Source organism: Pseudonocardia abyssalis (genome assembly GCF_019263705.2).
In the GTDB taxonomy this organism is placed as follows: Bacteria; Actinomycetota; Actinomycetes; order Mycobacteriales; family Pseudonocardiaceae; genus Pseudonocardia; species Pseudonocardia abyssalis.
On record NZ_JADQDK010000001.1, the window covers coordinates 390,627 to 416,004 of the forward strand.

Here is a 25,378-nt window from a genome sequence, read left to right on the forward strand (position 1 = left end):
AGTAGTGGCGGTCACACCGGATGTCAACGGAGCTGCTGCAGCACGTCCCAGACCATCCCGTCGGCCGCGGCCAGGAACACCCGCTGGCGCAGGTGCCGGTCGCGCAGTTCGACGGTGCCGCGCGGGCTCTCGTAGGACAGCCCCTCGGCCACCGCCGTCATCGGTGGGACGTCGACCGATCCCGCGCGGCGCATGAGCTCGGTGAGCAACCGCACGCCCTCGTAGCAGGACTCGCCCAGGCTGTTCAGCACCGGCGCGTCCGGGCCGAACCGCCGCGAGTACGTGGCGGCGAAGTCGAGGCCCGACGCCGTCGGGAGGTCGTCGAAGAACCCCGCGGCCGTCATCAGACCGCGGGTGCTGCCCGCGCCCGAGGCGAGCAGGACGTTCTCGTCGATCAGCGAGCTGAAGCGCAGGACGTCGCGGTCGAGGCCCCACGCGCTGAACGCCCGGTTGAACGCGACGGCGTCGTCGCCGATGAGCAGCATCAGCACGGCGTCGCAGCCGCTCGCCTCGACCCGGTGCAGGACGTCGGAGAACTCGGAGGTGCCCAGCGGCACGTACATCTCGTCGCAGACGGTGCCGCCGATGCTCCGCAGGTACCGGCGGGCGACCCGGGCGGAGCGTCGCGGCCACACGTAGTCGTCCCCGACGATCGTCCACGTCCGGACGCCGACGGCGTCGGCGAACCAGTCCAGCGACGGGCCGAGCTGCTGGTCGGGGGTCTCGCCGGTCATGAACACGCCCGGCCGGTTCTCGCCGCCCTCGTAGAGCGCGGTGTACGCGTACGGGATGCGCCCGGCGATCACCGGGGCGATCGCCTCGCGGACCGCGGAGATGTGCCAGCCGGTGACGGCCTCGACCGCACCGGCCCGGATCAGCGCGTCGACCTCGGTGGCGACGACGTCGGGGGCGTTCCCGCCGTCGACGGGCACGAGGTTCAGCTCGCGACCCAGCACCCCGCCGTCGGCGTTGATCTCCTCGACGGCGAGCGCGGCGCAGCTCTCGCACGACGGCCCGAAGATCCCCGCTGGCCCGTGCAGCGGCACGACCAGTGCCATGTTGAGCACGCCGCTTCCCGACGGCGGCGGGACCCGCAGGGGCGTCGGACTCATGGCGACACGCTAGTCACGGATCGCCGCGCTGCCGCTACTCCGATCGCAGGGATATCATCGCGCGATGGCCGCCGCCCCGGAGCGCTCCACTCCCGACCCGCTGCGGCTGCTCTCCCTGGTCGAGCGGGCCGTCTCGCAGCGGCTCGACGACGCGCTGCGGGCCCACGACGGCGACATCGACCAGTGGCGGATCCTGTCCCTGCTCGCCGAGCGGGGCGGCTGCCCGATGAACGCGGTGGCCGACCACGCGCTGCTCCTGGCCCCCAAGCTGAGCAAGCTCGTCGACCGGATGGTCTCGGCCAACCTCGTGCTGCGCCGCACCGACGAGCACGACCGCAGGCGCGTGCTCATCGCCGTCACCCCGCGCGGGCGCCAGGCGCTGGCCGCGTGGGACGCCGCCTCGGCGGCGGTGCGGCAGGAGTTCCGCGACCTCCTCGGTCCCGACGCCGCACTGCTCGACGACCTGCTGGGGCGCCTGGCGCACGGGCTGACCCGCAGCCCGGCCTCCGTCCCGACGTCCTGACGGCGGTCCCCGCCGCGGAACGCGCCGCTTGGCGGACACCGCGCTGCTCCCTACGGTGACCGCATGCCGATCGTCGAGGTGCATCTCGTCGAGGGGGCGCACACCCCCGCCCAGCACTCCGCGCTGCTCGCCGCGCTCAGCGCCCGGTACGCCGAGGTGCTCGACTCACCGCTGCCGCGGATCCGGGCGTACCTGACGCTGCACCGCCCCGAGCACTGGACGGCGGGCGGGGAGCCCGGCGTCACCGCGCCGTACTTCACCGCGATCGTGCTGACCGGGCGCCCCGCGCAGCAGCGGCACCGGCTGCTCGCCTCGTTCACCGACATCGTCGTCGACGTGCTGGGCGTCGACCGGGGGGTGGTCCGCGGGCGGATCATCCAGGTCGATCCCGACGACTGGGGGATCGCCGGGCAGCCGGCCAGTGCCGCCCGCCGCGCGGAGATCGCGGATCGGGCGGCGGGCGCGGTCAGCTGAGGCCGCGCAGGAAGGCCAGCGAGGGCATGAAGAAGTACTCGCCGCCCCGGAGCGTCACGGCCTGCGCGGCGGGATCGGCCGCCGCCTGCCCGTCCGCACCCCACACCGGGCCCCATCCGGCCTCCGGGCGCCGGCCCTGGCCGATCACCAGGTCCAGTCCCGGGGCGAAGCGGTCACCGGGCACCTTCGGGAAGCCCGGGTTGTTGGCCCACGACCGCTGCGTGAACTCGAACTGGTCGGCGATGTCGACGTTGAACGCCATGAAGAGCAGACCGACGCCGCCGGTCGGCCGGGCCGACGGCGGGACGTCGCCCCCGGGGTCGTCGAGGCGCTCGCCGTAGGTCTGGCCGCGTCGGGCCATGATGTGCTGCCGCTCGTCCTGCGGCTGTTCGAAGCCGCCGGTGCCGCGCGGGTTGGTCTTGCGGATGTGGCCCTGGAAGGGGCACCGTGCGCCCCGGTCGTCGGTGTCGTAACGGAAGTTGTTCGTCACCGGAAGCGGAGCGCCGGCCTCGCGGTCGGTCGTCACCGGCGTCCCGTCCTCGAACCGTCCGACGATCATCGCGCCCGCGCGTTCGCGGTCCTCGCCGACCAGGCCCAGCTCGTCGGCCAGCGCCTGCTCGGCCTCCTTGAACCGGCGGACGTCCTGCTCCAGCTTGCGCAGGACGAGGTAGCTGCCGTGGTGCAGGCCGGGGTCGGGCGCCGCGGTGTCCGGCACGAGCACGCGGTCGAGGGTGAACCGCGGATCCCAGACCGTCGCCCCGACGGTCCCGTCGCCCTCCTTCGCGACGTCCTCGTCGAGGAAGAGCGGCTGGCTGCGGCCGTCGACGTAGCCGAAGTGCTCGATCCCGTCGCCCGCGGCGTTGTGCTGCCCGCGGCCGGTCTCCTGCCCGACCACGGTGACGCCGCTGTCCGGGACCAGGTCGAGCACCTCGTTCAGCCGGGTCGACATCGCCGCGTCGGTGGCGTCGCCGACGAGGACGACGGCATGGACGTCCTCGCGGTACGGCGGCTCCCAGACCGCGACGGGCGGGTCGTGCAGCGCGCCGCGGGACGCCTTCATCCCGGCGCGGAACCGTGCGTCCGCCGGCCGCGCCGCCTCCGGCACGTCGAGCAGGGCGTAGCCGCCCGCGGTGAGACCGACCCCGACGTAGGGGCTGCCGGGGGTGCCGTCGGCCCGGAACGCCTCCACCTCCTCGAGGTGGGTCCGGGTCGACTTCATCAGGGTGACGAGCGGGCCGAGGAAGGCGGCGGCCGTGACCCGGTCGTCGAAGCGCAGGAGCAGGATCGTCAGGTGCTCGCGGACGTGCGGGCGCAGGATGTTCGGCTGGAGCTCGTCGAGCAGCGTGCGGTCGGCTCCGGTGGCGGACGTCCAGGACAGGGAACGGTTCAGCGCGAGTGGCATCGGGTGTCTCCGGGAGTGGTGGGACCAGATGTCACGTCGAGGCCCCCACCCGCCCGGGTGATACGTCAGAACACGCCGCGGCGGGCCCCCATGTCGAGACCCAGGGTCGAGCCGTGCAGGGCGTCGGCCTCGGGGGCGAGCAGCGTCGCGACGGCCCACGACACCTCGCCGGGCGTGACGAGCCGGCCCAGCGGCGACTCCGCGGCCCGCTCGGCCAGCACCTGCTCCACCGGCACGCCGCGGCGTTGCGCCGCCTGCTCGGAGAGCCCGCGCAGCCGCGGGGTGTCGGCGGGTCCGGGGGCCACGAGGTGCGCGGTGACCCCGCGCGGGCCGTAGGAGATCGCGAGCTGGCGCACCAGGTTGGCCAGCGCCGCGTTCGTGACGCCTGCCGCGCACGCGTAGGGGGCGGGCTCGATCCCGTAGTGCCCGCCGAGCGCGACGATCCGCGACCCGCGCTCCAACCGGTCGTCGACGGCCCGGACCAGGCGCAGCAGCCCGCCGCACTTGAGGGCGACGGCGTGCCCGAGCGCGTCGGGCGAGATCGTCTCCAGCGGCCCGGCCGCAGGGAGCCCCGCGGCCTGCACGACCATCCGCACCGGACCCTCGACCTCGCCGAGCGCGGCGGCGACGGCGTCGACCGCGGAGTCGGACCCGATGTCGGCCGCGCAGATCCCGGGCCCCGCCGTCCGGGCCACCGCGACGACGGTGAGCCCCTCGCCGCGCAGTCGCTGGGCGATCGCGCCGCCGAGTGCCCCGGAGGCCCCGACGACGACGGCGACCCCGGCGCTCACGCCCCGCCCCCCGATTGCAGCACGGCCACCTTCACGCACGCAGACGGCGTGAAGGTGGCCATGCTGCGACTCCGAGTGGGGCTCATGCCGCCTCCGCGTCCAGGTTCAGTTCCCGGCGCGCCACCGCGAAGGCGGCGTCCGGGTCGGTCAGGTCCAGCTCCACCGCGATCATGCCCGCCGCGCGGGCGCCGGTGACGTTCCACGGCATGTCGTCGACGAACACGATGTCACCCGGCGCCGTGCCCAGCTCCGCCGCGGCGAGGGCGTAGGCGCGGGGGTCGGGCTTGAGGATGCCGGTGACCGACGCGTCCACCAGCGCGTCGACCTGGGCGAGCACCGGGTGCGACGCCATCGCCGTCTCGCCGTGGAACGCGCGCAGGTCGTTGGTCAGCACGCCGATCCGGTGCCCGGCCGCGCGGGCGTCGGCGATCAGCTCGGCGGCGGCGGGCCGGATGATGTCGTCGCCGACCAGCGCGTAGAGGGTGTGCATGAACTCCTGGATCGGCCACTCCCGGCCCAGTGCCGCGCCCACCTCGTCGGAGCGCAGCGCCCAGTACTCCCGCTCGGTGATCTCCCGGCGGATCATGGCGTCCCACGACGGGTCCGGTTCCGTGCCGAGCGGCCCGCGCCGCGCGACGACCGCTGCCGTGGCGGGTTCGGCCTCGCCGAGCAGGGCGAGCATCTCGTTGCCCGAGCGGAAGACGGTGCCGCCCAGGTCGAGCAGGAGCGCACGCATCAGTGCTCGGGCTCCGTGCCCACCAGCGCGGCCGCGAGCACGACCGTGCACAGCAGCGCACAGGACGGGCACCAGCACACGACGTGCCGGTCGGCGGCCACCCAGTACTCCTGGACGAACGCGGCGTCGCCGAGCGCGCTGCCGCAACCGGGGCAGAAACTCACGTCCACGCGGGCACCGGGTCCCCGAACAGCTCCAGCACCTCGTCCTTGATGGGGGAGTAGCGCACCGAGCTCTCCCGCGTCCAGAGCTGCCGGAACTCCATCGCCGAGCCGAACTTGTCCTTCTCCATCGGCAGGTCGATGACGTCGTGGGGCTCGCGGTAGGTGCACAGCGGGTCCTCCCCGCGCGCCACGGCGTCCATCTGCTCGGCGTAGAGCTTGCGCAGCAGGATCACCCCCAGGTCCGAGCGGCCGAGGTGCTCCTTGGTCCGGTCGGAGATCCGGCCCTGGGTGATCCAGGCGACGATGTCCTGCCCGTCGACGTAGTCGCGCAGGTACTCGCCCCGCTCGTCGTACAACGGGATCTCGTAGGTCGGGACGGACTCCTGCGGCGGGGCCCCGCCCTCGGGACGGTAGGTCTGGTACCAGACGTGCCAGGTGTTCTCGTCGTCGATCGGCACCCGGATCTGGAACGTCGCCAGCCCCGCCGCACCGACGCGCAGCATGTGCGGGAACACCAGCGGGTGCCCGACCTTCCAGTCCTCGTCCTCCTCGGTGTGTCCCTCCAGCACGCGGCGCTTGAGGATGCCGTGCTCGAAGACCTCGAACGCCACCTTCACGTGCTTCTTGCTCACGACCGGCAGCGGCGCCTGCTTCCCGCCGATCTCGCGCAGGAAGTTCCCGTACCGGCCGTGCAGCCACTCCACGTGGTAGGGGTCGACGGAGTTCTCCATGATCTGCACGAAGTTGCAGGGGAGCTCGGCGTGGCCGATGTCGCGCCACGCGTCGTCCCAGACGAAGAGGTCATAGCGCGGCAGCTCGGGCGCGGGCAGCGGGCCGAGGTAGGCGAAGACCAGCCCGCCCAGCTCCTGCACCGGGTACGCCGTGGCGCGGATCCGGTTCTTGAACGTGGAGTCCGCGGGTTCGCCCGGCTGCTCCAGGCACTCGCCGGAGGCCGAGAAGCGCCAGCCGTGGTAACCGCAGCGCAGCCCCTCGTCCTCGGTGCAGCCCAGCCACAGGGCGGCCCGGCGGTGCGGGCACGCCTCCGCGAGCAGGCCGACGGTGCCGCTCCCGTCGCGGAACAGCACCAGGTCCTCACCGAGCAGGCGGCGCTTCACCGGGACCCGCGTCGCCATGTCGTGCGTGGCGACCGGCCACCAGTAGCGGCGCAGCAGCTCACCCATCGGTGTGCCCGGCCCGACCCGCGTCAGGCGCTCGTTCTTCTCGGCGCTCAGCATGGGCGCGACGCTAGGCCGGGCCCGTGACCAGGGGAAGTGCGCGGTTCGCGCCCGCCGAACGCGCCGTCGACGGGGCCGCGTGTTCGGCAGGCGGGAACGCCCCGCTTGCCGACGGCATGTGACCACTGACACGGTCCCGGGAACCACCCCGGAGAAGCGGAGTTACTTCATGGCCAACGTCGTCCCCGTCGCGCCGTACACGGGTGAGTGGTACCCCGGGTTCAAGCCCGAGTTCATCACCGCCCCCTTCATCGTCGACGGCACTGGTCCGTTCACCCCGGAGGACGAGGACAAGTTCTGGTTCCTCGACTTCCACTGGTCGCGCGGCATGACCCCGCTCGCGGCGTTCGCGTGGGGCCAGGACGGCTACTGCTGGGGCACCCAGCACGCCGCGGAGAACCTGCCGCTGCCCCCCGGTCGCGGCGTCACCTCGCGCTTCGCCGGCACCCACCTCTACGGCTCGGCGATCCCGGAGTCCGACCCCCGCGAGATCGGCGCGCGCGCCAACCGTCTCGGCACCAACCTCCCGCGCTTCCTGCAGAACTACCAGTCGACGTGGGAGCAGGGCCGCGACGAGCTCGAGGCCACCTGGGACTACTTCCAGGGCATCGACCTGGCCGCCGTGCCGACGGGTGACCTCGGCGGCCTGCTCGGCCAGGCCCGCCGCTACCACCAGCGGTCGATGGAGATCCACTTCGGCGTGATGTACCCGCTGCTGGTCAACTTCCTCGGCTTCTACGGGGCCTGCGCCGAGATGGGCATCAACACCGCCGACATCGGCAAGTTCCTCCAGGGCGAGGACACGAAGATCATGGAGACCGACCGGGGCCTCGCCGACCTGGCGAAGAAGGCCAAGGCGGCCGGGTTGCGGCCGGCGTTCGAGGACAACTCGGGCACCGCCATCCGCACCGCGCTGTCGGGCCAGGGCGGCTCGGCGTCGCAGTGGCTCACCGACTTCGACGACTTCCTGCAGGTCTACGGCCACCGCCAGGAGGCCACCTGCGACGTCGGCGTCCCGAGCTGGCTCGAGGACAACACGATCCCGCTCGACATGATCAAGAGCTTCGTGCTCAAGGACGAGGACCACGACTTCGAGGCGGCGTCGCGCAACGCGCTGGCCGAGCGCGAGGCCGCGATCGACACCGCGCGCTCCGGGCTGACGAAGGAGGAGCAGGCCGTGTTCGACGCCGGCCTGCAGTCCAACCTCGACGCCAACTTCAGCTGGTGGCAGGACGACCACAACTACTACATCGACCTCAAGGTCATGATCCCGCTGCGGAAGATCTCCCAGGAGCTCGCCGCCCGCGTGAACGCCGACCACAAGGACGACCTGCTCTACCTGTTCTGGCCGGAGCTGCAGGCCGTCGCCGAGGCCGGGGCGTACCAGCCCGGTCTCAAGGACCTGGTCAAGGACCGTCGCCAGTACTTCGACCACTGGGGCGCGAAGCGCGGCGAGATGCCGAAGGTGCTGGGCACGATCCCGGAGACCGTCGAGGACCCGGTGCTCATCGAGATCTTCGGCCTGAACCCGTCGTCGATCCGGGCGATGCAGAACCCGAACGCCGCCGAGGAGACCGTGCTGACCGGCGTCGCCGCCGCGAAGGGCGTGGCCACCGGCATCGCGCGCGTCCTGCAGAGCAGCGACGACATGCACCGGTTGGAGCCGGGCTCGATCCTGGTGTGCGAGTCGACGTCACCGAGCTGGACGGCGGCCTTCGGCAAGATCGCCGGTGCGGCGTGCGACGGCGGTGGCATGCTCAGCCACGCCGCGATCGTCGGGCGGGAGTACGGCATCCCGACGGTCACGGCCATCGGCATCGCCACCATGGCGATCAAGGACGGAGACGAGATCGAGGTGGACGGCACCAACGGCCGGGTCACCATCCTCAAGCGCGCGGCGGATCTGGCGGGCGCATGACAGCGGGGGTAGTCATGGCGGACACCGCATCGGTGGTCTGGGTCGACGCGGTCGATCCCGAGCAGGCGGTCGCACTGGCGGGATCGAAGATGGGGCGGCTCACCGAGCTGCACCTGGCCGGGGTGGAGGTGCCGCAGGGCTTCGCCGTCACGGTCGAGGCCTACCGGCGGCACTGCGCCGAGTCCGGACTCGACGCCCGGATCGACGAGGTGATCGAGTGGCTGGGCACGGATCCGGCCGACGCGGCGGTGGAGGACGCGTCGGCGAGGATCCGGGCGCTGTTCGAGTCCACCCCGATGTCCGACGCGCTGGCCGCGGAGATCACCGACGCCTACGACGAGCTGTCGCTGCGCTGCGTCGACGTCAACGTGCCGACGGCGGTGCGGTCCTCGGCCACCGGTGAGGACGCCGCGGACGCGTCGTTCGCGGGGATCTTCGACACCTACCTCGGGGTCGCGGGCGCCGCCCGGGTCCTCGACGCCGTGCGCCAGTGCTGGGGCTCGCTGTTCACCGGACGGGCGCTGTCCTACCGGTTGCGCAAGAACATCAGCCACCACGCGATGCCGATCGCGGTGGGCGTGATCGAGCTGATCCACGCCCGCGCGTCCGGCGTCGCGTTCTCGGTGCACCCGGTCACCGGCAAGCCGGACCGGATCGTCATCGAGACCAGCTGGGGCTGGGGTGAGGCGATCGTGCAGGGACTGGTCAACCCCGACCACGTCGAGGTGGGCAAGTCCGACGGCCGCATCCTCAAGTACGACGTCGCGCACAAGACGGTGGTGTCCGCGTTCGACTTCGCCGACGGCCGCGTCACCGAGATCGACATGCCGGCCAAGCTCGCCGACCGCAAGGTTCTCGACGACGAGCAGATCGCCGCCGTCGCCGCGGCCGTGACGTCGATCGAGGAGCACTACGGCTACCCGGTCGACGTCGAGTGGGTCATCTCCCGGCACCGCCGGGCGGGCGACCCGGTGTGCATCGTGCAGTCGCGGCCGGTGACGGTCACGGCGGCGGCGCCCACGGCGTCGGGCTACGACCCGGTGGCGCTCGCGCAGAAGTTCGTGTTCAGCGGGAAGCCCATCCCGGGGCGGTAGTGCTGCGGCCCTGGACCGGCCTCACCCGGTCCGGGGCCCGACCCCGCCGATCCGGTCGACCCGCACCCGCCCGACGGAGCCCTCCGGGGCCCGTCGGGCGGGCCGAATCCGCCGGACGGCACGTACCACCGCGGGGAGGCCGCGCAGCAGGTCCGGCGTGCCTCCGGGGTGACGGTCGACCTCCCGTGGATCACCTGGCGGTGCTGCACCCCCACCGCGCGAGACCCGCCCGCGATCACCCGCCGAGGCGCCTGCTCACCACCGCCGCGGCGTCGACCACCGCGACCCGGATGCGGTGCAGTGTCGCGGGGGCCGCGCGGTCGGTGGGGGCGGCGACCGACAGCGCCGCGATCACGTCCCCGTCGGCGCCGCGCACCGGCGCCCCCACCGACACGACACCGACGCGGCTCTCCTCCCGGTTCTCCGCCCACCCGCGCTCGGCGACCTCGCGCAGCCGGGTGCGCAGCGTCGGCTCGTCGACGATCGTGAAGGGCGTGTGCCGCCGCGGCACCCAGTGCGCGAGCCGCCGGTCCAGCTCGGCGGCGGGGAGCGCGGCGAGCAGGGTCTTGCCGGTGCTCGTCGTCGTCGCCGGGAGGCGGGTGCCGACGCGGGAGAAGATGCGGACGGTGTGCGGGCTCTCGAGGCGGTCGATGTAGACCGACTCCATCCCGTCGAGCACGGCGAGCTGCACGGTCTCGCCCGTCGTGTGGCGCAGGGTGGCCATGACGGGCATCGCGGCCTCGTGCAGGTCCAGGTGCGGGGAGACGCTGGCGCCGAGGTCGAACAGCGCGATACCCAGCCGGTAGCCCCCGGGCACGCGCTCGACGAGCCGCTCGGCGGCGAGCGTCGCCAGCAGCCGGTGCACGGTGGACGTCGCGAGGCCGAGGCGTCGCGCGAGCTCGGAGACGCCCAACTCGCGGTCGGTGCGGGAGAACTCCTTGAGCAGGCGGGCGGCGTTGCGCACCGACGTCAGCTCCCAGCTGGGCCTTCCCTCCATGCGGGAAGGATCCCTTGTTCCGGTGCGACCCGCTACCTACCGTCGGATGTACCACCACAACGGGGAGATTCCATGCTGACCGCCGAGCAGAACGAGCAGCTGACCCAGGTCGAGGCCGGGACGCCGATGGGGGAGGTGCTGCGGCGCTACTGGTATCCCGTGGCGTTCACCCGGGAGCTGGAGGAGTTCCCCGTCAAGCGGGTGGAGCTCCTCGGCGAGTTCTTCGCCCTGTGGAAGAGCCCGTCGGGCCGCTACGGGATCGTCCCGGAGGCGTGTCCGCACCGGAAGGCGTCGTTGGCCTACGGCGTGGTCGAGGCCGACGGCATCCGCTGTCCCTACCACGGCTGGGTGTTCGACGCGACCGGCGCGTGCACCGAGCAGCCCGCCGAGCGCGACAACACCCAGTTCCAGGAGCGGGTGCGCGCGCAGGCCGGCAAGGTCGAGGAGATGGGCGGGCTGGTCTGGGCCTACGTCGGCCCGCACTCCGCGGAGAACCCCGCGCCCGAGCTGCCGCGCTTCGACACCTACGTGATGGACGGCTTCCGCGACATCGGCTGGGCCGACCTCCCCTGCAACTACGTGCAGATCATGGAGAACGCGGTCGACCCGCACCACGTGGAGTTCCTGCACGGGCGCTACTTCGAGTTCGTCGGCAAGCACGAGGGCTTCACCGCGCCGGCGTCGTTCGGCAAGGAGCACATGAAGATCGGCTTCACGCCGTTCGAGTGGGGGATCATCAAGCGCCGCGTGCTCAAGGGTGCCAGCGAGGAGAACGACGACTGGAAGGTCGGCCACCCGCTGGTCTTCCCGTACAACATGCGGGTGGGCGGCGGCGGCATCCACCAGATGCAGATCCGGGTGCCGGTCAACCGCACCACCACCCGGTTCATCCTCTACACCGTGCACAGCCCCGACGGGTACGAGCACGTCGACCAGCCGCAGATCCCGGACTACCAGGTGCCGGTGTTCGACTCCGGCGGCCGCCACGTCACCAACTACGTCGAGGGCCAGGACATGATGGCGTGGGTGACGCAGGGCGCGATCACCGACCGCACCACCGAGCACCTGGGCCGCTCCGACATCGGCGTGGCGATGCTGCGCAAGATGTTCCGCGAGCAGATGGACGTCGTCGCGAACGGGGGCGACCCGCTCGGCACGATCCGGGAGAAGCACGAGCGCATCGACCTGCCGTGCGAGAAGGACAAGTTCCACGCCGGGGGTGCGCAGTTCGCGCTCGATTTCTGCGACATGGGCTCCACCCGCTTCTCGCCCGTCCTCGACGCCATCAAGAAGATCCACATCTCGGCGGCCGACAAGATCGCGTCGGAGAAGGCCGCGGCGCAGGGATGAGCACCCCCGTCGACCGGCGGTTCGCGGCGGATGCGGCCGCGCACCGCCGGGACGCACCCCGGTTCTGCCCGGGGTGCGCGGTCGGACTCGGCATGGCCACCGAGTTCTGGGAGGCCGACGAGCGGCGCTTCTACTGCTCCTGCACCGGCTGCGGCTGGACGGGGGAGATCACCCCGACCGGGGACGTGGCGACGGGGCACGAGCCGGAGCACTGAGCGCCGGGCAGTATCCGGTCGAGGGCGTAGAGCCACGGCACGGTGAGCAGGACGCTGCCGAGCACGTCGGTGGGGTGGTGGGCGCCGCGGTACAGGCGGGCCGCGGCGACCAGCACCACGACCACCACGGCCAGCGCGACGACGAGCCACCGCCACCACGCCCGCGTCGCACCGAGGACGAGCACCGCGACCCCGCCGTAGAGCGCCACGGCGGCAGCGGTGTGCCCGGACGGGAAGCTCGACGTCGGCGGGAGCTGCGCGTCCAGCGGCTCGACCGCCGGGCGGGTGCGGCCGGTGGCCGACGCGACGACCATGAACATCAGCGTCTCGCCCGCCACCGCCGCGACGAGCAGCACGGCCGGGCGCCACCGCCGCAGCACCGCCACGGCGAGCACGGCCGCGACGGCGGCACCCACGACGACCACCAGCGTGTTGCCCAGCTCCGCCGCGGGCACCGACACCGCGTCGAGCAGCGGGGTGCGCAGGGTCGCGAAGGCCCGGACGAGCCCCAGGTCGGCAGCCGCCACCGGGGTGCCCGCGGCGACCGTGGTGACCAGCTGCCCGATGCCCAGCAGCACCCCGATCAGCAGCACCGCCACGACGAGGAGCCGCGCGGCGACGCCCCACCGGTGCTCCGGGGGATCGTGCGCCGACGCGGGCCGCAGGTCGGCCGCGGCGTGCGGGTCGAGACCCGGGCCGGTCGCGGGAACGAGCATTCCGCGGAACGCGGCGGCGGTGAGGGCGAGCCAGGCCGTGCCGAGCAGCCACCCGGCCACGACGTCGGTCAGGTAGTGGACGCCGAGGCCGACCCGGGTCAGCCCGACGGACACGACGACCGCGACCGCCGCCGCGACCACGGCCCGGCGTGCCCGCAGCGGGACGGCGGGCAGCGCCACGAACAGCACGATGCCGACCCAGTACGTGACGGTCAGGGTGTGCCCGCTGGGGAAGCTCGACCCCGGCGCCATCGCGACCGGCACGTCGACCACGGGCCGCAGCCGCCCGACCAGTCCCTTGATCGCCGGGGCGAGGACCGCTCCGCCCGCCCCCGCGACGACGACGTAGAGCGCGAGCGCCCGTCGCCGGCGGACCAGCAGGGCGACGACGAGGGTCCCCAGGACCAGCGCGGCGGTGAGGTCGGCGCCCAGCGTCGTGACCGCCGTCAGGCCAGCCACGAGCCATCGGCGCGGCGCGACGAGATCGTTGGCCGCGCGGGCCACCGCCACGTCGAGCTCGACGAGTGGGCCGGCCAGGAACCACAGCACCGCGGCCAGCCCCAGGCCGACCCCGATGACGGCGATCAGGCCCGTCGCGCTGTCGGCGACGAACCGTCGGCCGGCTCGGACGTCGTCCGCTGCGACGATCGTGGAAGGAGGATCGGTCATCGGGAAAGGATGGCGCGACCGATCCGAGGCCGCCCGCCGTGCTGCGCCGAACGGCTCATCCCGGAGAGATCCCGGATGCGCCGTAACCCGGCGGCCCCCGGCGGACTCCTTCCTGATGACCAGGCCGGACCCGCCGGCCGACACGCAGGGGAGATCATCATGAGCGCCATCGTCGACATCTACGACGCCGACCACGACGGCCGGATCGACGCCTACACCTACGACGCCGACGGAGACGGGTACGCCGAGGGCTCCGCCTACGACACCGACTACGACGGTTGCTTCGACTTCGCCATCGAGGACACGAACGCCGACGGCCTCGACGACACCGCCTACTACGACCACGACCAGGACGGGGTGGTCGACGAGGTCATCGTCGCCGCGTGACCCCGCACGGGGCACGCCCCGGCGAACGCGAGCCCCCGCCGCGCCGGCTCCTCGGTGAGGATCCGGATCACCTTCGGTCCCACGCCGTGCAGCGCGAGCAGGTCTGCGGGGGCGACGCGGGTGAGCCGCTCCCAGCTCGTGTGGCCGTGTGCGGCCAGCGCACGGGTCGCGGGGCGGCCCAGCCGGGTGGGGAACCTGCCGGCCTCCTGGTCGCCACGCCGGGAACCGAACGCCGGGAGCGAGCCGCCCGCGGACGGTGCGGTCAGCTCTCCCCGCGGGAGTGGGCGCGCAGCCGCTCCGCCCAGGACAGCTCGACCGTGGGCTCGCCGACGTCGGCGCAGGCGATCCCGTCGCGGACGACGACCGGGTAGGTGCCGAGGCGGTGCTGCGGGGCCGTCTCGCACTCGCCGGTGTCGAGGTCGAAGCGGTACCAGTGCCAGGGGCAGACGACCACGCGGCCGTCGCGCAGCCAGCCCTGCTCCAGCGGACCCCCGTTGTGCGGGCACACCGCGTCGGTCACGCGCAGCCCGTCGTCGACGGGGAATACCGCGAAGCGGCGCCCGTCGGCCGCGGAGACGATCCGCGGACCGTCCCCGTCGCCGAGCGGGACCAGCGTCACCGCTTGCCGGACGCCCGCAGCGCCGACAGCGACTCCCCGCCGACGAACCACAGGTCCGGCTCGCACTCGGTGACGACGACCCGCACGTTCTCCGTGGGGGCGCCGATCGACTCGTGGACGGCGGCCGTCACCGCTTCCCCGAGCGCGGCGAGCTGCTCGGGCGTGCGGCCCTTCGCGAGGGTGATCTGGACCAGTGGCACGGGGTTGGGCCTCCTTCGTCGGCCCGTGCGCGGAAACGGTGGCCGGAGCCACGGTCTCCGCGCACGAGGGGGTTCAGCGGCAGCCGAGTTCCAGCGTGCCGAGGCGGTCGATCGAGGCGACCACGACGTCGCCGGGGGCGACCGGGACCGCCGCGGTGAGCCCGCCGGAGAGCACGACATCACCCGCGCGCAGGCCCTCACCGTCGGCGGCCATCGTGCGCACCATCCAGGCGACCGCGGCGGCCGGGTGGCCCAGTGACGCCGCACCCGACGCCGTGGCGACGAGTTCGCCGTTCTTCTCCAGCACCACGCCGACCAGACGCAGGTCGATACCCGCCGGTGGCACGGGCGTGCCCACGACGAACCGGCCGGCCGAGGTGTTGTCGGCGACGACGTCGGCCATCGTGAACTTGTAGTCGCGGTAGCGGGAGTCGAGCACCTCGATGCCGACGGCGACCCCGGACGACGCCGCGATGACGTCGGCCGCGGTGACGTGCGGGCCCGCGAGGTCGCGGCCGAGCACGAACACGATCTCCGGCTCGCAGCGCGGCTGGATCAGCTCGGAGGTCTCGAGCGGCTCGCCGATGTCGAGCGCGTTCGCGCCGGCGAGGAAGCCGTAGACGGGGCTGCTCACGCCGACCTGCGCCTGCTTGGCGCGGCTGGTGACGCCGAGCTTCCAGCCCACCAGCGGGCCGGCCGCGTCGCGCAGGACGCGCTGCACGGCGTAGGCGGTGGGGAGGTCGGGGACGTCGAGGGCGTCGATGGCGGTGCGGTCGGCGACCGCCTTCTGCAGCTGGATCGCGTAGTCGCTCATGCCACCCTCACGGTGATCGGGCCGAGCCGGTCGAACTCGGCGCGGAAGACGTCGCCCGCGGTCATCGGGACGGCGGCGTGCAGCGCACCGGTCATGATCAGGTGGCCGGGTTCCAGTGCCACGCCGTTCTCGCCGAGCACGTTGGCCAGCCAGGCGACGACGGCGACCGGGTCGCCCAGCGCGGCCGCCCCGGCCCCGGTGTCGATCAGCTCGCCGTTGCGGGTGAGCGTCATGCCGATCAGGCGGGTGTCGATGCCGTCCAGCGGCACGATCCGGCTCGACGTGGCCATGGCGCCGTTGGAGGCGAGGTCGGCGACGGTGTCGGCCAGCTTGATCCGCCAGTCGGCGATCCGGGAGTCGACGATCTCCATCGCCGCGACGGCGCCCGCGATCGCCGCGTGCGCCTGGGTGAGCGTCACGCCCGGACCCTGCAGCCGCTCGCCGAGCACGAACACGATCTCGGCCTCGATCTTGGGCGCGATGAAGCGGTCGAGCGGGATCGTGTCGCCGTCGCGGTAGACCGTGGAGGCGAGGACGGGGCCGTGGTCGGGGGAGTCGACGCCCACCATCTTCTGCATCGGCTTGCTGGTCAGGCCGACCTTGTGGCCGATGATCCGGTCGCCGTCGGCGAGCAGCAGCTCGATCAGCTCGCGCTGCACCGCGTAGCCGTCGGCCATCCCGAGGGTCGGGTCCTCGTCGGTGAAGGGCGGGATGGGTACGCGGGTGCGGCGGGCGTCGTAGAGCGCCCGGGCCTTCGCCGGTGCGTCGGTCACGGGCATGTGGTGCTCCCAGTCGTCGGTGTCCGGATCTGATCGTGTCGGGATGCGGTCGGCGGGTCACGGGGCGCGTTCCGCCCACCGGAACGCCTCACGCCTCCCGACCTCTCGTCGTGAGCTCGGGGTTCCAGCCGAGCCGCCGGCTCACCGCTTCCCCGGCTTCCACCAGTGCCCGCGCGAAGCGCCGCCGGGGCACCGCGCCGAAGCGGGCCACGGGGGCGCCGATGCTGATCGCGGCCACGACGTCGCCGTGGATGTCGTGGATCGGGGCGGCGATGCTGGCGACGCCGATCTCGCGCTCGTTGACCGCCTCCGCCCAGCCCCGCGCGCGCACGGTCGCGAGCTCGCCGCGCAGCGCGTCCGGCTCGACGATCGTGTGGGCCGTCAGGCGGGTCAGCGGGCGGGTCAGGAAGGCCTCGCGGTCGGGCTCCGGGCAGTGCGCCAGCAGCACCTTGCCGCTGGACGTGCAGTGCGCGGGCACCCGCCGTCCGGTCTCGGTGAACAGGCGCAGCGAATGCGCGCTCTCCAGCCGGTCGACGTAGACGACCTCGTCGCCGTCGAGCACCCCGATCTGCGACGACTCGCCGGTCTGTTCCCGCAGGTGCGCGAGCACGGGCCCGGCGGCGGCGTGCAGGTCGAGGTGCACCTTGACCGCCTCGCCCAGCTCGAACATGACGATGCCGAGCCGGTAGCCGCCGGTGCGGGGGTCCTGCTCGACGAGGCCCTCGGCGAGGAGCGTGGTGAGCAGGCGGTGGACGTTGGACTTGCCGAGGTCGAGCCGGCGCGCCAGCTCGGAGACCCCGATCGACTCCTCCCGGCTCAGGAACGCCTTGAGCAGCCGGGCGGCGTTGCGGACGGTGGACAGGGTCGCGTCGGTCACCGCCCCACCCCGCGAGTTTTCCCCCGGTGCCCGCCGAGTTGGCCGATGACGTACGCCGCCGCGAGCACGAACGGCCAAGACTCCGTACGTGATCGGCAAACTCGCGGGGGTGGGAGGAACGGGGTCATGTGGGAGGGGCCTTCGGGGTCCAGTCCTTGCGACCGCCGACCGACTCCAGGAGTGCCCTGCGGATCGCGTCCGGGTCGGGCCGGGCGGCGTCGGCCGCCGCCGCGACCCCGGCGTTGTGCGGGGCGATGGCCTTCGCGAGCAGTGCCTGGGCGCGGGGCAGGCCCGCGGACGCGGCACCCACCAGCTCGTCGACGAGGCCCTCCCGGCCGCGCACCCGCGCCCGGATGGCCTCGAAGTCCCGTGCCGCCGACGAGTGCTGCGCGGCGAGCCCGGAGCCGACGTGCCCGGCGTGGTGCCCGGTGAGCCCGGAACCGGGCTGGGCCACCACGTGGTAGACGACGGTCGTCAGTCCGAGAGCGTGCTTGACCTCGGCGTACGCCGGCTCCTCCCGCTCGTCGACGAGCCCGAGCGACGGCACGACGACGGGGTCGTAGAAGCGCAGCGACCAGTCGAGGCCCGGGAGCTCACCGGGCAGGGACACCTCCTGGCCGCGCAGCGGGCCCAACGCCTCGCGGGTGGCGATCAGGTGCAGGTTGCGGGCCCCGACGGCGGCGACGGTCAGCGGCCCGGACCCGAACAGCGGCATCCGCCCCCGCACGGCGGGCGCGAACGTGTCGGCCTGCGCCAGGTACGCGCGGTGCAGCGCCGTGACGTACTCGGCCACGGCCGAGCGCATGTCCAGGGGATCCGTCACGACCGCCTCCGTTCTGATATGCGGAACGCACTGTCTTCCTTGCGGAACGCTATTCGGGCTAGCGTCGGGGCGTCAAGGGAACCGGGAGCTCGCCGGACACAGGGAGCACACAGCATGGGCATCCTCCGCCTCGCCCACATCGACGTCCGTACGCCGGACCTCGATCTCGCCACCGCCTACTACACCGAGGTCATGGGCCTGCAGCAGGTCCAGCGCAGTGTCGACCCCGAGCTGGGCGACACCGTGTACTTCAAGTGCTGGGACGAGGAGGACCACCACTCGTTGCGCATGCGCTACAACCCGCGCACCGGGATGGACTCGTTCACCTTCCGCGTCGAGGCCGAGGACGACCTCCACGACTTCGAGAAGAAGCTCGCGAACTACGGCTGCCAGGTCTCGCGCGTCTCCAAGGGGGAGGCGGTCGGGCAGGGCGAGTCGATCCGGTTCGAGGTGCCCTCGGGCCAGATCATGGAACTGGTCTGGGACGTCGAGAAGACCGGCAACATGCTCGGCAAGCACAACCCGCCCCCGGTGCCGCCGCCGGACCTGCCCGGCATCGCCCCACCCCGGATGGACCACATGCTGGTCAACGCCGAGGAGGTGGGGGAGTCCGCGCGCTTCTTCCAGGAGGTCCTGGGCCTGCGCCTCACCGAGCAGGTGCTCGACGGCAACGGTCACCAGCTCGGCGTCTGGCTCGCCGGACGCACGAACTCGCCGCACGACATCGCGATCGTCAACGGCCCGAACGGCGCACTGCACCACTGGGCGTACTGGCTCGACGACTGGGACCACATCCGCAAGGCCGCCGACACGCTCGCCTACAACGGCGTGCAGATCGACCAGGGCCCCACGCGGCACGGCGTCACGCGGGGCAACACCATCTACTTCTTCGACCCGCTGGGCATCCGCAACGAGGTGTTCACCGGCGGGTACTGGGTCGATCCCGACCAGGAGATCATCACCTGGACCGAGCAGGAGTTCGGGAAGGGCCTCTTCTACTACGAGAACCTCATCAGCCAGCGCTTCCTGAGGATGCACACATGAGCGATCGGATCCTTCGCCTCCAGCACGTCGAGATCCGGGTCCCCGATCTCGAGCTGTGCACCGCCTACTACACCGAGGTGCTCGGCCTCATCGAGACCGCGCGCGACGTCAAGGACGGCGTCGACCGGGTGTTCCTCAAGTGCTGGGACGAGCACGAGCACCACTCGGTCGTCCTGCGCCAGGCCCCGACCTACGGTCTCGACCACATGTCGTTCAAGGTCGCGGAACAGGGCGACCTCGACTACTTCACCGACAAGCTGCAGGCCGTCAGCGTGCCGGTGAAGCGCTACGCCGCCCGCGAACTGGGCCCGGGCTGGGGCGAGGCGATCCGCTTCGAGAGCCCGTCGGGGCACCTCGTCGAGCTGGTGCACGGCATGGAGCGCCTCGGCAACATGCTGCCGCGGACGAACCCGCCGCCCCGCCCGGAGAACATGGTCGGGATCGCGCCGCCGCGGCTGGACCACGTGTTCGTCATGGCCGAGGACGTCGAGGCGTTCTCCGCGTTCTTCATCGACGTGCTGGAGTTCCGGCTCACCGAGCAGATCGTGGCCAACGACGGGCACCAGTTGGCGGCGTTCCTGGAGCGCAGCCACACCCCGCACGACATCGCGGTGATCACCGGCCCGAACGGGGCGCTGCACCACTTCGCGTTCTGGGTCGACGAGTGGAACGCCATCCGCGACGCCGCCGACACACTCGCCTACCACGGTGTCGACATCGACGTGGCCCCCACGCGCCACGGCGTCACGCGCGGCTACACCACCTACTTCTTCGACCCCGTCGGCAACCGCAACGAGCTGTTCACCGGCGGCTACTGGGTCGACCCCGACTTCGAGCCGATCACGTGGACGGAGGAAGAGATGGGACGCGCCATCTTCTACTACCACCGCCAGGTCAACGAGCGGTTCTTCACGGTGCACTCATGACCGACCCCCGCAGGCTCGACCGGTACGAGGCGCCCAACTACCTCGCCAAGTACCGCGACCGGCAGAACGCGACGCCGGCGGCGAACGGCGCCCGCAACGGCAACGGGGCGGGCAACGGTTCCACCACCGTCGACGACACCCCGCTCTACCTGCGCCGGTTCCGAGAGCGCGGGGCCACCGCGGCCCCGCCCGCGCCGTCCGTCGAGTTCGAGGGTGCGACGTTCACCCCCGCGCTGGCCGAGGCCACCCGCGGCAAGGAGATCGCGGCGCCGCCGGAGCGGCGGGCGAGCGAGAAGTTCGTCTGCGAGATCTCGATCATCCGCCACGGCATCACGCAGGGGTACTCCACCGACGCCGGCCTGACGCCGATGGGCGGCTGGCAGGCCCACCGCCGCGGCCACGAGCTGGCCCGGCGCTGGGACTCCGGCGACACGGTGCGCCTGGTGCACGCCGACACCAACCGCGCCCGGCAGACCGCGATCCAGCTCTACAACGGGGCGCAGGACGGCATGGCGATGTGGGGCAAGGAGATCACCCTCACCGAGCCCACGCCGATCCCCGAGCTGCGCAACTTCGGCGTCTGGACCCCGGACGGCCTGCGCGACGTCACGTCGGCGTTCCGGCAGTACCAGTCGACGATGGAGAAGCTGGAGCGGATGGCCGCGGGCGACCGGCCGCGCTGGCTCGTCGAGATCGACCGGTTCTACCGGGTGCAGCTCGGCGGCGGCGACCCGATCCAGACCTGGCTGACGATCCCGCTGATGTACTTCGAGCCGCCCGCGCTGTGCGTGCGCCGGTTCTGGCGCGGGTTCCACCGGCTCATCGCCGAGAATCCGGGCGACCAGCGGATCCTCGCCGCGACCCACTCCGGCCCGATGCGCGCGTTCGCCACCTGGGCGCACGGCTACGACCCCGGCGAGCCGCTCAACACCGAGGAGATCCGGGTGAAGCTGCGGGAGGGCGGCAAGACCGCGTTCGTGTCCTACCGCAACCGGGTCACCGAGGTGAACGTGCCGCCGCCGGACGAGTTCCCGCAGTGGGAGTCGTGACAGTGGGAGTCGTGACAGTGGGAATCATGACTGTCGGGGAGTCCTGAGCCCATGACGATCATGGATCGCGACGAGGCGATCCTGGACCCGGCCCTGCTCGCGCCCGACGTCCCGGTGCTGGAGCCCGACACCGAGGCCGTCGGCGACGGCCCGCTGCGCTCGGTCTCCATCGCGATGGCCGTGCTCGGCTGCTTCGAGCGGGAGCCCGAGCTCGGCGCCACCCGTGTGGCCGCCGAGCTGGGCGTCGCGAAGAGCACGGCGTCGCGGATGCTGTCCGCGCTGGCGGCGTCGGGGATGCTGGAGCGCTCGCGCAGCGGCCGCTACCGGCTGGGCCTGCGGCTGTTCGAGATCGGGCAGCTCGCCGTCGACCGGCTGATGCTGCGTGAGCTGGCGCTGCCGGTGCTCGGCGAGCTGCGCGAGGTGCTGCGGGAGACCGCGCAGCTCGCCGTGCCCGTCGGCGCCGACGTGCTGTTCGTCGACCGGTTGGAGCACAGCGGCGCGGGCACGATGTTCCACACCGAGCTCTACCGCCGCGGGCCGGGCCACTCGTCCAGCTCGGCGAAGGCGATCGCGGCGTACAACCCGTCGATGGCGCGGGCGATCCTGGAGCGCGGGTTCGTGCGGCGTACGCCGTTCACGATCGTCGACCCGAACCGGTACCGGCAGGTCCTGCGCCAGGTCCACATCGACGGCTTCGCGGCCTCCCGCGAGGAGCACACGATGGGCATGTCGTCGGTCGCGGCGCCGATCGTGCTGCGCCGCGGCGAGCGGACGGTCGCGGTCGCGGCCATCTCCGTGGTCGGCGGGACCTCGCGCGTGCTCGGAGCGCGGAAGGTCGCGGTCGTGCAGAGTGTCCGCAGGGCTGCGGCGTCGGTGTCCGCGGCGCTGGAGCGGTCCCAGGAGTAGGCCGTGCGCGGAAACCTCGGCCCCGGCCCCTTTCCGCGCACGACGAGAGGAACACCATGACGCTGCAGGACTCCCGACCCGTCGACTTCGAGCTCGCCTCGCGCTATCGCGCCGGTGCCGGGCCCGTCCTGCTGACCGGGGTGCAGGCGATCGCGCGGATGCTCGTGGAGCAGCACGCCGCCGACGCCGCGGCGGGCCTGCGCACCGCGTCGTTCGTCTCCGGGTACCAGGGCAGCCCGCTCGGCGGGCTCGACCAGACGCTGGCCAAGGCGGCCGAGCTGAAGGAGAACGCCGGGCTCACGCTCGTGCCGGGGATCAACGAGGAGCTCGCGGCCACGGCCGTCTGGGGCAGCCAGGTGGAGGTGCCCGGCCATGCGCGGACCGTCGACGGGGCCGTCGGCGTCTGGTACGGCAAGGCCCCCGGCGTCGACCGGGCGGGGGACCCGTTCCGGCACGGCAACATGTGCGGCGCGCACCCCCGGGGCGGCGTGCTGGTGCTCGCCGGTGACGACCCGAGCTGCAAGTCCTCGACGATCCCGTGCATCAGCGAGCGCACGCTCGCCGGGTTCGGCCTGCCGGTGCTGTACCCCGGTACGGCCGAGGAGGTCGTGCGGCTGGGCCGCTACGGCGTCGCGATGTCGCGGGCGTCGGGCATGTGGGTCGGCATGAAGATCACCGCCGACGTCGCCGACGGCATCTTCACCGTCGACGGGTCCTGCGGCGACGTCGACATCACCGTGCCCGAGCTGGAGTGGGAGGGCCGGCCGTGGGAGTACCGGCAGATCCCGATGCTCGCCCCGCCCGCGTCGCTGGAGGCCGAGGCGCAGATGTACGGGCCACGCTGGGCGATGCTGCGCGCGTTCCTGGCGGCGAACCCGATCAACGTGGTCGAGCTGGCGGCGCCGGATGCGCGGATCGGGATCGTCGCGGCCGGCAAGGCGTTCACCGACGTCCGGCAGGCCCTGGCCGACCTCGGACTCGACGACGACGGCTGCCGCCGCGCGGGCATCTCCCTGCTGCGCCTGGGAATGGTCCACCCGATGGAGAAGGGCCTGCTGCGCGACTTCGCGCGCGGCCTCGACACGGTCCTCGTGGTGGAGGAGAAGAGCTCGTTCGTCGAGTCGGCGGTGCGCGACGTCCTCTACGGGACGCCCGACGCCCCGGCCGTCCTCGGGTCGGCCGACGCCGAGGGCCGCCCGCTCGTCCCGGAGGCGGGGGAGCTGACGGCGGGCGCGCTGGTCGGGCCGCTGCGCCGCGTCCTGGGTGGGCGCGTCGAGCTGGCCCCCGAGCGCCGCGAGCCCCCGAAGCTCGAGCTGCTGCCCGTCGCGCGCACGCCGTACTTCTGCTCCGGCTGCCCGCACAACCGCTCCACCGTGATGCCCGAGGGCGCGGTCGCGGGGGGCGGGATCGGCTGCCACGCGATGGTGGCGCTGACGCACCGGCCGTCGAGCGAGGTCACGTCGATCACACAGATGGGCGGCGAGGGCGCGCAGTGGATCGGCCAGTCGCCGTTCACCGACGCCACGCACATGTACCAGAACATGGGCGACGGCACGTTCGCCCACTCCGGGCAGCTCGCGGTGCAGGCGTGTGTCGCGGCCGGGGTGTCGATCACCTACAAGCTCCTCTACAACCGCGCGGTCGCGATGACCGGCGGCCAGGACGCCGAGGGTGGCCTGGAGGTGCCCGCACTCGCCGCGAAGCTCCTGGCCGAGGGCGTCTCGAAGATCATCGTGTGCGCCGACGAGCCGTCCCGGTACCGCGATCTCGCCGCGCTGCCGGCCGGTGTCGACCTGTGGCACCGCGACCGGTTCGACGAGGCCCAGGCGGCTCTCGCCTCCGTGTCGGGCGTGTCGGTGCTCGTCTACGACCAGCGCTGCGCCGCGGAGTCCCGGCGGCTGCGCAAGCGCGGCACGCTGGCGATCCGGCCGACCCGCGTCGTCATCAACGAGGCGGTCTGCGAGGGCTGCGGCGACTGCGGCGTCAAGAGCAACTGCCTCTCGGTGCAGCCCACCGACACGGAGTACGGGCGCAAGACCCGCATCGACCAGACCTCCTGCAACACCGACTACTCCTGCCTCGACGGCGACTGCCCGTCGTTCGTGACGGTCGAGCTGCCCGAGGGGGCCTCCACGGCGCGTCCAGAGCGCCGCGAGCCCCCGGCCGTCCCCGACGTGACCGGTCCGGCGTCCGGTGACGTGTTCCTCGCGGGCATCGGGGGCACCGGGATCGTGACCGTCAACCAGGTGCTCGGCTCCGCCGCCGTCCGCGACGGGCGCGCGGTGCACGGCGTCGACCAGACCGGTCTCTCGCAGAAGGCCGGCCCGGTCACCTCGCACCTGCGGATCGCCGCCGACGCCGCCGCGCTCGGCCCGGCCAACCGCGTCGGGGTGGGCACGGCCCGCTGCTACCTCGCCTTCGACGCCCTCGTCGGTGCCGACGCCCGCTACCTCTCCTACGCCTCCGCCGAGCAGACGCTCGCCGTCGTCTCCACCAGCGCGGTGCCGACCGGGGCGATGGTCCGCGACGCGTCGGTGTCGGCGCCGGACGTCGACGCGCTGGTGGCCCGGATCGCCGGCACGACCCGCGCGGTCGTTCCGCTCGACGCCCAGGCCGCCGCGAACGCCCTGTTCGGCGACGCGATGCCGGCCAACCTGCTCGTCGTGGGCGCGGCGTACCAGTCCGGCGCGCTGCCGCTCACGGCCGAGGCGATCGAGTGGGCGATCGAGCTCAACGGCGTCGCGGTCGCGGTCAACACGGCCGCGTTCCGCTGGGGCCGTGTGGCCGTCGCCGATCCGGTGGCCTTCGCGTCGGCCACCGGGTCCGTCGCCGCTCCCGCCCCGGCCGTCTTCGACGACCTCGGCGAGCTGGCGGGGGAGACCCGTCGCCTCGCGGGGATCCGGGCGGCGCAGCTCGTCGGCTATCAGGGCGTCCGCACGGCGCGGGCCTACGTCGCCGACGTGACGACGGCCTGGCGGGCCGAGCGCGCGCTCGGCGACGACACCTCGTTCAGCGAGGCCGTCGCGCACGGGCTGCACAAGCTCACCGCCTACAAGGACGAGTACGAGGTCGCTCGGCTGCTCACCGACCCCGCGTTCGAGGCGACCCTGGCGGCGGAGGTCCCGGGCGGGGCGAAGCGGCGCTACCGGCTGCACCCTCCGGTGCTCAAGTCGATGGGGCGGCAGAAGAAGATCGCGTTCGGGCCGTGGATGCGCCCGGTGCTGGCCAACCTGGCCCGCGGCAAGGTCCTGCGCGGCACCCCGCTCGACCCGTTCGGCCGCACGGAGATCCGGCGTCTGGAGCGGGAGCTGCGCGACGGCTACCGGTCCATGGTCCGGGCCCTCGCGGCCGGGCTCACGGCGGAGAACCACGCCACGGCCGTCGCCGCGGCGCAGGCGGCCGACCTGGTGCGCGGGTACGAGGGCGTCAAGCTCTCGAACGTCGAGCGGTACCGGACGCGGATCGCCGAACTCGGGCTGTGACGTCCGCGGCCGGGGGTTGACGCGCACCGGGCCGTGCACCCGGTCACCGGCCCGGGTCCGCCCGCCGCGGGTGGGC

At 72.9% G+C, this 25,378-nt stretch carries 25 protein-coding genes; 11 read left to right on the forward strand and 14 right to left on the reverse strand.

Annotated features, from left to right (window positions below):
* Nucleotides 1-23 precede the first annotated feature (23 nt).
* Nucleotides 24-1,112 (reverse strand): substrate-binding domain-containing protein, encoded by a 1,089-nt coding sequence (locus I4I81_RS01860; RefSeq protein ID WP_225924456.1) that lies wholly within the window; start codon nt 1,110-1,112, stop codon nt 24-26.
* 64 nt (nt 1,113-1,176) lie between these two features.
* Between I4I81_RS01860 and I4I81_RS01865 the strand changes: the two genes are divergently transcribed.
* Both I4I81_RS01865 and I4I81_RS01870 read left to right on the forward strand, forming a co-directional pair.
* Complete coding sequence (locus tag I4I81_RS01865) at nt 1,177-1,635, forward strand: MarR family winged helix-turn-helix transcriptional regulator (protein WP_218602149.1); 459 nt, start codon at nt 1,177-1,179, stop codon at nt 1,633-1,635.
* A 63-nt stretch (nt 1,636-1,698) separates the two neighbouring features.
* Entirely contained in the window at nt 1,699-2,109 is a 411-nt protein-coding gene (locus I4I81_RS01870; RefSeq protein WP_218602148.1) for a tautomerase family protein, read from the forward strand.
* Here I4I81_RS01870 and I4I81_RS01875 read toward each other — a convergent pair.
* The 5 genes from I4I81_RS01875 to I4I81_RS01895 all read right to left on the reverse strand — a co-directional run bounded on the left by I4I81_RS01875 (nt 2,102) and on the right by I4I81_RS01895 (nt 6,437).
* The gene (locus I4I81_RS01875) at nt 2,102-3,511 is read right to left on the reverse strand and encodes a Dyp-type peroxidase (protein ID WP_218602147.1); all 1,410 of its coding nucleotides are present in this window, start codon (nt 3,509-3,511) and stop codon (nt 2,102-2,104) included. The genes I4I81_RS01870 and I4I81_RS01875 overlap by 8 nt on opposite strands.
* A 65-nt stretch (nt 3,512-3,576) precedes the next feature.
* Complete coding sequence (locus I4I81_RS01880; RefSeq protein WP_218602146.1) at nt 3,577-4,302, reverse strand: SDR family oxidoreductase; 726 nt, start codon at nt 4,300-4,302, stop codon at nt 3,577-3,579.
* Between the two features lie 82 nt (nt 4,303-4,384).
* Nucleotides 4,385-5,038 carry an HAD family hydrolase gene (locus I4I81_RS01885; protein WP_218602145.1) on the reverse strand — a complete coding sequence of 218 codons (654 nt, stop codon included), beginning with the start codon at nt 5,036-5,038 and terminating at the stop codon, nt 4,385-4,387.
* On the reverse strand, nt 5,038-5,202 hold the full coding sequence (locus I4I81_RS01890) for a hypothetical protein (RefSeq protein WP_226363688.1): 165 nt from the start codon (nt 5,200-5,202) through the stop codon (nt 5,038-5,040). Before I4I81_RS01890 ends, I4I81_RS01885 begins: the two co-directional genes overlap by 1 nt.
* Entirely contained in the window at nt 5,199-6,437 is a 1,239-nt protein-coding gene (locus I4I81_RS01895; protein ID WP_218602143.1) for an aromatic ring-hydroxylating dioxygenase subunit alpha, read from the reverse strand. Before I4I81_RS01895 ends, I4I81_RS01890 begins: the two co-directional genes overlap by 4 nt.
* 169 nt (nt 6,438-6,606) lie before the next feature.
* On the opposite strand from I4I81_RS01895, the gene I4I81_RS01900 reads away from it, so the two are divergent.
* Nucleotides 6,607-8,355, forward strand: coding sequence for a PEP-utilizing enzyme (locus tag I4I81_RS01900; RefSeq protein WP_218602142.1), 1,749 nt, complete (start codon nt 6,607-6,609; stop codon nt 8,353-8,355).
* A gap of 14 nt (nt 8,356-8,369) precedes the next feature.
* The gene (locus I4I81_RS01905; RefSeq protein ID WP_225924457.1) at nt 8,370-9,449 is read left to right on the forward strand and encodes a PEP/pyruvate-binding domain-containing protein; all 1,080 of its coding nucleotides are present in this window, start codon (nt 8,370-8,372) and stop codon (nt 9,447-9,449) included.
* A gap of 235 nt (nt 9,450-9,684) precedes the next feature.
* Here the strand turns inward: I4I81_RS01905 and I4I81_RS01910 are convergent, their stop codons facing one another.
* A complete protein-coding gene (locus I4I81_RS01910; protein ID WP_218602140.1) occupies nt 9,685-10,446 on the reverse strand; it encodes an IclR family transcriptional regulator in 762 nt (253 codons plus the stop codon).
* A 72-nt stretch (nt 10,447-10,518) separates the two neighbouring features.
* On the opposite strand from I4I81_RS01910, the gene I4I81_RS01915 reads away from it, so the two are divergent.
* Nucleotides 10,519-11,796: a Rieske 2Fe-2S domain-containing protein gene (locus I4I81_RS01915; RefSeq protein ID WP_218602139.1), complete on the forward strand. Its 1,278-nt coding sequence runs from the start codon at nt 10,519-10,521 to the stop codon at nt 11,794-11,796.
* A gap of 130 nt (nt 11,797-11,926) precedes the next feature.
* On the opposite strand, the gene I4I81_RS01920 is transcribed toward I4I81_RS01915, so the two are convergent.
* Complete coding sequence (locus tag I4I81_RS01920) at nt 11,927-13,396, reverse strand: phosphatase PAP2 family protein (protein ID WP_218602138.1); 1,470 nt, start codon at nt 13,394-13,396, stop codon at nt 11,927-11,929.
* A gap of 159 nt (nt 13,397-13,555) precedes the next feature.
* Here I4I81_RS01920 and I4I81_RS01925 point away from each other — a divergent pair, with 159 nt between their 5' ends.
* Complete coding sequence (locus I4I81_RS01925; RefSeq protein WP_218602137.1) at nt 13,556-13,783, forward strand: hypothetical protein; 228 nt, start codon at nt 13,556-13,558, stop codon at nt 13,781-13,783.
* 262 nt (nt 13,784-14,045) lie between these two features.
* On the opposite strand, the gene I4I81_RS01930 is transcribed toward I4I81_RS01925, so the two are convergent.
* The 6 genes from I4I81_RS01930 to I4I81_RS01955 all read right to left on the reverse strand — a co-directional run bounded on the left by I4I81_RS01930 (nt 14,046) and on the right by I4I81_RS01955 (nt 17,895).
* Nucleotides 14,046-14,402: a Rieske (2Fe-2S) protein gene (locus tag I4I81_RS01930; protein WP_218602136.1), complete on the reverse strand. Its 357-nt coding sequence runs from the start codon at nt 14,400-14,402 to the stop codon at nt 14,046-14,048.
* Nucleotides 14,399-14,782, reverse strand: a complete 384-nt coding sequence (gene thmT, locus I4I81_RS01935) for a 2-hydroxymuconate tautomerase (protein WP_218602135.1) — start codon at nt 14,780-14,782, stop codon at nt 14,399-14,401. The genes I4I81_RS01930 and thmT overlap by 4 nt, the downstream gene beginning before the upstream one ends.
* Nucleotides 14,676-15,416, reverse strand: coding sequence for a 2-keto-4-pentenoate hydratase (locus I4I81_RS01940; protein WP_218602134.1), 741 nt, complete (start codon nt 15,414-15,416; stop codon nt 14,676-14,678). The genes thmT and I4I81_RS01940 overlap by 107 nt, the downstream gene beginning before the upstream one ends.
* Complete coding sequence (locus I4I81_RS01945) at nt 15,413-16,195, reverse strand: 2-keto-4-pentenoate hydratase (RefSeq protein WP_218602133.1); 783 nt, start codon at nt 16,193-16,195, stop codon at nt 15,413-15,415. Before I4I81_RS01945 ends, I4I81_RS01940 begins: the two co-directional genes overlap by 4 nt.
* 88 nt (nt 16,196-16,283) lie before the next feature.
* Complete coding sequence (locus tag I4I81_RS01950) at nt 16,284-17,072, reverse strand: IclR family transcriptional regulator (protein ID WP_218615757.1); 789 nt, start codon at nt 17,070-17,072, stop codon at nt 16,284-16,286.
* Between the two features lie 124 nt (nt 17,073-17,196).
* Nucleotides 17,197-17,895: a hypothetical protein gene (locus tag I4I81_RS01955; protein ID WP_226363689.1), complete on the reverse strand. Its 699-nt coding sequence runs from the start codon at nt 17,893-17,895 to the stop codon at nt 17,197-17,199.
* Nucleotides 17,896-18,009: 114 nt separating this feature from the next.
* Here I4I81_RS01955 and I4I81_RS01960 point away from each other — a divergent pair, with 114 nt between their 5' ends.
* From I4I81_RS01960 to I4I81_RS01980, 5 genes are read left to right on the forward strand one after another with little or no spacing between them, the layout of a single operon-like run.
* Complete coding sequence (locus I4I81_RS01960; RefSeq protein ID WP_218615758.1) at nt 18,010-18,939, forward strand: catechol 2,3-dioxygenase; 930 nt, start codon at nt 18,010-18,012, stop codon at nt 18,937-18,939.
* The gene (locus I4I81_RS01965; protein WP_218605165.1) at nt 18,936-19,865 is read left to right on the forward strand and encodes a catechol 2,3-dioxygenase; all 930 of its coding nucleotides are present in this window, start codon (nt 18,936-18,938) and stop codon (nt 19,863-19,865) included. The genes I4I81_RS01960 and I4I81_RS01965 overlap by 4 nt, the downstream gene beginning before the upstream one ends.
* Nucleotides 19,862-20,914 (forward strand): histidine phosphatase family protein, encoded by a 1,053-nt coding sequence (locus I4I81_RS01970; RefSeq protein ID WP_218605164.1) that lies wholly within the window; start codon nt 19,862-19,864, stop codon nt 20,912-20,914. The genes I4I81_RS01965 and I4I81_RS01970 overlap by 4 nt, the downstream gene beginning before the upstream one ends.
* A gap of 51 nt (nt 20,915-20,965) precedes the next feature.
* The gene (locus I4I81_RS01975; RefSeq protein ID WP_225924458.1) at nt 20,966-21,820 is read left to right on the forward strand and encodes an IclR family transcriptional regulator; all 855 of its coding nucleotides are present in this window, start codon (nt 20,966-20,968) and stop codon (nt 21,818-21,820) included.
* A gap of 56 nt (nt 21,821-21,876) precedes the next feature.
* Complete coding sequence (locus tag I4I81_RS01980; RefSeq protein ID WP_218605163.1) at nt 21,877-25,302, forward strand: indolepyruvate ferredoxin oxidoreductase family protein; 3,426 nt, start codon at nt 21,877-21,879, stop codon at nt 25,300-25,302.
* The last annotated feature ends 76 nt before the right edge of the window (nt 25,303-25,378 follow it).